The following is a 6,021-nucleotide window of genomic DNA, read 5'->3' as shown; positions in this document are numbered from 1 at the left end:
CGTCCCGCCGGGCGGCTACCGCGCCACCACCTACGCGATCGAGCCGGACGCCTCCACCGCCAGCTACTTCTTCGCCACCGCCGCGCTCACCGGCGGCGAGGTCACCGTCCCGGGCCTCGGCGAGGGCGCCCTCCAGGGCGACCTGGCCTTCGTGGACGTACTGCGCCGCATGGGCGCCCACGTGGAGATCGGCGCCGACCGCACGACCGTGCGCGGGACCGGCGAACTGCACGGCCTCACCGTCAACATGCGGGACATCTCCGACACCATGCCGACCCTCGCCGCGATCGCCCCGTACGCCTCCGGCCCGGTGCGCATCGAGGACGTCGCCAACACGCGGGTGAAGGAGTGCGACCGGCTGGAGGCCTGCGCGGAGAACCTGCGGCGGCTGGGTGTGGCGGTCGAGACGGGCCCGGACTGGATCGAGATCCAGCCCGGCACCCCGGCGTCCGGCGTCGAGATCAAGTCCTACGGCGACCACCGCATCGTGATGTCCTTCGCGGTGGCGGGCCTGCGCGCCCCCGGCATCTCCTTCGACGACCCCGGGTGCGTCCGCAAGACCTTCCCCGGCTTCCACGAGGAGTTCGCCGAGCTGCGCGCGGCCATCGGCTGACCTCGCCGGACATCCCGCGAGCGGTCCGGAGATCGTCCGCGGGCGGTCCCGGCACGCACGCTGTGCCGGGACCGGTCACACCGAACCCTCACGCCGAGCGGCTCACGCCGAATCGCTCACGCCGAATCGCTCACGCCGAATCGTTGAGCAGCCGCGCCAGATGGTCCCGGCCCGCGCCCAGCAGCTCCGGCAGCGGCGCCGCCGACTCGTACCACCGCTTCTCGTACTCCCAGCACAGCCAGCCGTCCCAGCCGTGCCGGGACAGCACCTCCACCACCTCGGCGACCGGCAGCACGCCCGCGCCGAGCGGCAGCGGGGCGGTGTCGTCGGCGGAGGCGATGTCCTTGACCTGGACATAGCCCAGGTGCGGGGAGAGGGCCGCGTAGGTCTCGGAGGGCTGCTCGCCACCCAGCCAGGTGTGCATCACGTCCCACAGCGCGCCCACGTGCCGGTGCCCGACCGGGCCCAGGATACGGATGGCGTCGGCGCCGGTGCGGTGCGAGTCGTGGGTCTCCAGCAGGATCCGTACGCCCGCGTCGGCGGCGAGTTCGGCGGCGACGCCCAGTCGGCGGGCGGCGACCGCGTCGGCCTCCTCCGGCGGCTGGCCCACCAGGTCCGCGCCGGGGAACACCCGCACGAACGGGGCGCCGAGATCGCGGGCCAGGTCCAGCAGGGCGCGGATGTCCGCCAGCACCGGCTCGTCGTCGCCGGGCGCGGCCACCCGCACGTATCCGGCGAGACCGAGGGGTTCGACACCGGCCGCCTTGAACTCGGCGGCCACCTGCGCGCGTTCGTCCGGGCCGAGGCCTGGGTGCACCGGTTCCTCCGGGTGCGCGCGCAGTTCGACCCCGTGGTAGCCGTGTTCCGCCGCGAGGCGGAGCACATCGGGGAGGGGGAGACCGGGGACGCCGAGAGTGGAGAACGCCAGCTTCATACTCAGCGACCCTACTCGTCACTCCGCCCGCGCGCGCAGATCCAGCCGCCAGTCCTGCCCGACGAGATCCTGACCGAAGGAGCGGTGCGGCTGCTCGGCGACGAGCACGAAGCCGTGCCGCTGGTAGATCCGGCGGGCGGTGGTGAGCACGTCGTTCGTCCACAGGACCAGCTCGCGGTAGCCGGCCCCCCGTGCGAAGCCGACGACCGCCGTGACCAGCCGGTCACCGATGCCGAGGCCACGCGCGCCGGGGTCGACCAGCAGCAGCCGCAGCCGGGCGGTGCCGGGCGCCTCGTCCCGTACGCACATCACACACCCCACCGGTGCCCCGTCCAGCTCGGCGATCCACACCCGCTCCGCACGCGGGTCGTGATCCTCCGCGAAGTCCGCGACGATCCGCGCGACCAGCCCCTCGTACTCGGCGTTCCAGCCGTACTCGGCGGCGTACAGCACGGCGTTGCGCTGGACGACCCAGCCCAGGTCGCCGGGGGCGGGCTCGCGCAGCACGACGTCCTCGGGGCGGGGCGCCCGGTCACCCGACAACAGGGTCCGCACCGTCCTCAGCGCCTCGGCCAGCCGCGGCCGGTCGTCCGGCGCCACCCCCGCCAGCAGCGTGCCGACCGTCTGCCGGGCCCGCTCGTCCAGCAGATCGGCGGTCTCCCGGCCCCGTGCGGTCAGCCGGATCCGCCGCCGCCGCGGATCCCGCTCCGACGGGCCGCGCTCGATCAGCCCCTCCGTCTCGAACCTGTTCAGGATGCGGGTCAGATAGCCCGCGTCCAGGTGCAGCCCGGTGCGCAGGTCGGCGACGTCGGTGCGGGGCGAGTGCGCCAGCTCGTAGAGCACCCGGGACTCGGTGAGGGTGTACGGGGCGTACAACTGGCGGCCGTAGTCCAGCGCGCCGATCAGGCGGGTGTAGAAGCGGTTGAAGGAGCGGATGTCTTCGACGGTCATGCTCGCCCCCGATGTCTCCCCGATGCCGGTCCAGCCGGGTGGGTCTTTGACTGGGTCAGAGATTCTCGGTTCGAGGTTAAGCGCGGGACCCGCTCCCGTCCACGGCTCTTCCGCCCACGGACCGCGTTACCCGGCGGCCCGCCGGTAGACGTTCACCAGCGTGCCGGCGTCCGACTTCGTCGTGGAGACCAGCTCGAACGGGAACTTCCCGCCCCCGTCGGGGAAGATCGACTTTCCGCCGCCGAGCACCACCGGCATCACGATCAGCCGCAGTTCGTCGACGAGCCCCTCGGCGATCAGCGTCCGGGCCAGCGTCGGGCTGCCCATCACCAGCAGACCGCCCTCGTCGCCCTCCCGCAGCTCGCGCAGCTCGGCGACGGCCTCCGACCTCGGGATCCGCACGGAGTTCTCCCAGGTCAGATCGGATTCGCCGAGCGAGTCGGAGACCACGTACTTCCGGATGGAGTTCATCCGGTCCGCGAACGGATCCCCGGCCCGCTCCGGCCACGCCGACGCCATCGTCTGCCAGGTCCGCCGCCCGAACAGCAGCGCGTCGGCGCCCTCCAGCGCCGCGTCGAAGGCCCCGCCGACGACCTCCGGGTCGAAGTACGGGTGCGTCCAGCCGCCGTGCGCGAATCCGCCGTCGGTGTCCTCGTCGGGGCCGCCGGGCGCCTGGACGACTCCGTCGAGGCTGATGAACTCGCTGATGACGATGCGCATGGTGGTGTCTCCCGGGTCGGTGGATGCCGTTCGGAAGACAGACGGCCGCCGGGGCGGAAAGTAATCGCTCGGCGGAGATCGAAGATGCGGGCCGCTCCCGTCGGCAGGCTCGAAGAGGTTTTCATGCCCCTGGTCCGTACGGGGACCGAGCCGCGCAACGTCTTCGTCACCCTCACGGAGAACGAGCCGATCGACTGGTCCCTCGGCGACGGGGAAGCCCAGTACGCACCTGGATCGGCTGGCTACATCTGACTGCGGGGGGCGGCTCCGCGGCCGAACTCGACGACGAGGACAGGGAGTCGCTGCGCGACGACCTCGAACGCCTCGCCGAGCTGAGGCTTGGCGGCACTCGGTGCCGTCACGAGCCCTGAGGTGCGGCCGCCCGGCCCGCAGGGCCGGCCTTCGCGGGGGACGCCGGAGTCACGGCCGGGTACCGCGCCGATCCGGCCGCCCCGCGGGCGACCCGACGGATGCCACCCCGCGGGGCAGCCGGAGCGCGCCGGTGCCGGACCTTCGGATCGGCGGCCTCCGCAGGACCCTTCAGCAGGTTCCCGTACGGCTGCCGGCGGCTCTGGTCATGCTGGGCGGCCCGGCGTTCACGGCGTGGCTCACCACGCGGTGAGCGGGCCGCCGCCTCAGGTCCGCGGCACTCCGGAGGACCCGCGCACCATCAGCTCCCCCCGCGCCGTGGCGACCCGGCCGGGCGGCGGCTCCTCGCGGCCCATCGCGATGCGGCCGGCCCGGGCCCCGGCCTCGGCGAGCGGCAGGCGCACCGTCGTCAGGGACGGCACCGCGTCGATGCTGAAGGGCAGGTCGTCGAAGCCGGCGACGGAGACGTCCTCGGGGATGCGCAGGCCGGACTCGCGCAGGGCGGCGCAGGCGCCGAGGGCGACGGAGTCGTTCGCGGCGACCACCGCGGTGATCGTGGGGTCGCGGCGCAGGAGTTCCAGTGTGGCCTCGTAGCCGGAGCGGCGGTCGTAACGGCCGTGGACCGTCCAGCGCGGGTCCTCCTCGATGCCGGCGGCGGCGAGCGCGGCGCGGTGGCCCTCCAGGCGGTGGCGGGTGGTGGTGCGCTCCTCGGGGCCGGCGATGTAGCCGAGCCGCCGGTGGCCGAGGCCGATCAGGTGCTCGGTCAGCTCCTTGCCGCCGCCCCGGTTGTCGAAGGTGAGGGCGACGGCGTCGGTGTCGGGCGCGGGCGGGCGCCCGCAGAGCACGACCCGGGTGCCTGCCTCGCTCAGCTTGCGCAGCTTCGCCGCGACGGCCGCGGCGTGCGGCGCGTTCTCCATGGCGCCGCCGGTGAGGACCACGGCGGCGGCCCGCTGCCGTTGCAGCAGGGTGAGGTAGGTGAGTTCGCGCTCGGGCGAGCCGCCGGTGTTGCAGACGACGGCCAGCCGTTCGCCGCCCGCGCGTCCGCCGGGGCCGCCGATCTCGGACTGGATGGCGCTCGCCATGATCCCGAAGAAGGGGTCGGCGATGTCGTTGACGAGGATGCCGACGAGGTCGGACGTCGCGGCGGCGAGTGCGCTCGCGGGGCCGTTGAGCACGTAGTCCAGTTCGTCGACCGCCTTCAGGACCCGCTCCCGGGTCGAGGCGGCCACGGGGTAGTTCCCGTTCAGCACGCGCGACACCGTCGCGGGCGAGACCTGGGCGCGGGCCGCCACGTCCGCCAGGGTCACCGTCATCTCGTCGTCCTCCGGTCGTGCGTCTCGCGCATCTGTCGTACCTCGTCGTACGTCGTCGGCGTTGCCGCCGTCGGCATGCGGGCGTGGCGGGGGAGGGTCTTCCCCGCCCGACCTCGTACACGGCCGCGCGGCCGCTCGCGGTTCCGTGCAGACCATAAGCCCGCGGGCCCCGCTTGTTCGCCCCCTCGAACAGGCCGAGTGTGCGCTGTGTCTTGTCCAGACCCCCGCCGAGAGGCTAGCTTCTCCTCGTATAGAAAGCGCTTGCTGTACCGCTCACCAGTCACCGCCCGGGGGCGTACGCGGCGCGCATCCACCGCGTACGACGCCTGGGAAGGGACCGACGTGACACGCAAGACGGTGCGTATCGCCATGAACGGTGTGACGGGGCGCATGGGCTACCGCCAGCACCTCGTCCGCTCCATCCTCGCCATCCGGGAGCAGGGTGGCCTCGACCTCGGCGACGGCACCGTGCTGTGGCCCGAGCCGATCCTCGTCGGCCGCCGCGAGCACGCGCTCAAGGCGCTCGCCGAGCAGCACGGCCTGGAGCACGTCTCCACCGACCTGGACGCCGTCCTCGCCGACCCCACCGTCGACATCTACTTCGACGCGCAGGTCACCTCCGCCCGCGAGGAGGCCATCCGCAAGGCGATCGCGGCCGGCAAGCACGTCTACACCGAGAAGCCCACCGCCACCGGCCTCGACGGCGCCCTCGAACTGGCCCGCCTCGCCCACGAGAAGGGCATCAAGCACGGTGTCGTCCAGGACAAGCTGTTCCTGCCGGGCCTGCTCAAGCTCAAGCGCCTCATCGACGGCGGCTTCTTCGGCCGGATCCTCTCCGTGCGCGGCGAGTTCGGCTACTGGGTCTTCGAGGGCGACTGGCAGGCCGCCCAGCGCCCGTCGTGGAACTACCGCGCCGAGGACGGCGGCGGCATCGTCGTCGACATGTTCCCGCACTGGGAGTACGTCCTGCACGAGCTGTTCGGCCGCGTGAAGTCCGTCCAGGCGCTCACCGCCACCCACATCCCGCAGCGCTGGGACGAGGACGGCAAGCCCTACGACGCCACCGCCGACGACGCCGCCTACGGCATCTTCGAACTCGAAGGCGGCGTCGTCGGCGGTGG

Annotated in this window: 6 protein-coding genes and 1 pseudogene; 3 read left to right on the top strand and 4 right to left on the bottom strand. The window is 73.1% G+C overall.

Annotation, left to right across the window (positions count from 1 at the left end; translation table 11 throughout):
* The coding region (locus tag CCN42_RS22850) for a 3-phosphoshikimate 1-carboxyvinyltransferase (protein ID WP_422641182.1) at positions 1 to 613 on the top strand (613 nt) is incomplete at its 5' end.
* Between the two features lie 130 nt (positions 614 to 743).
* On the opposite strand, the gene CCN42_RS22845 is transcribed toward CCN42_RS22850, so the two are convergent.
* The 3 genes from CCN42_RS22845 to CCN42_RS22835 form a co-directional block, all read right to left on the bottom strand.
* Positions 744 to 1,547, bottom strand: a complete 804-nt coding sequence (locus tag CCN42_RS22845) for a sugar phosphate isomerase/epimerase family protein (RefSeq protein ID WP_169731507.1) — start codon at positions 1,545 to 1,547, stop codon at positions 744 to 746.
* Positions 1,548 to 1,565: 18 nt separating this feature from the next.
* Positions 1,566 to 2,498, bottom strand: coding sequence for a bifunctional helix-turn-helix transcriptional regulator/GNAT family N-acetyltransferase (locus CCN42_RS22840; protein WP_086738353.1), 933 nt, complete (start codon positions 2,496 to 2,498; stop codon positions 1,566 to 1,568).
* Positions 2,499 to 2,624: 126 nt separating this feature from the next.
* Complete coding sequence (locus CCN42_RS22835) at positions 2,625 to 3,218, bottom strand: dihydrofolate reductase family protein (RefSeq protein WP_086738350.1); 594 nt, start codon at positions 3,216 to 3,218, stop codon at positions 2,625 to 2,627.
* A 141-nt stretch (positions 3,219 to 3,359) separates the two neighbouring features.
* On the opposite strand from CCN42_RS22835, the pseudogene CCN42_RS22830 reads away from it, so the two are divergent.
* Positions 3,360 to 3,470: pseudogene (locus CCN42_RS22830) on the top strand (tautomerase family protein); the annotation flags it as partial.
* 383 nt (positions 3,471 to 3,853) lie between these two features.
* On the opposite strand, the gene CCN42_RS22825 reads toward CCN42_RS22830, so the two are convergent.
* The gene (locus tag CCN42_RS22825) at positions 3,854 to 4,900 is read right to left on the bottom strand and encodes a LacI family DNA-binding transcriptional regulator (RefSeq protein ID WP_086171318.1); all 1,047 of its coding nucleotides are present in this window, start codon (positions 4,898 to 4,900) and stop codon (positions 3,854 to 3,856) included.
* Positions 4,901 to 5,242: 342 nt separating this feature from the next.
* On the opposite strand from CCN42_RS22825, the gene CCN42_RS22820 reads away from it, so the two are divergent.
* Positions 5,243 to 6,021, top strand: a 779-nt coding sequence (locus CCN42_RS22820) for a Gfo/Idh/MocA family protein (RefSeq protein WP_107427630.1), incomplete at its 3' end; no start/stop codon positions are given.

Source organism: Streptomyces glaucescens (assembly GCF_002154375.1).
GTDB lineage: Bacteria > Actinomycetota > Actinomycetes > Streptomycetales > Streptomycetaceae > Streptomyces > Streptomyces glaucescens.
This window is presented reverse-complemented; position numbering and strand designations above follow the sequence as displayed.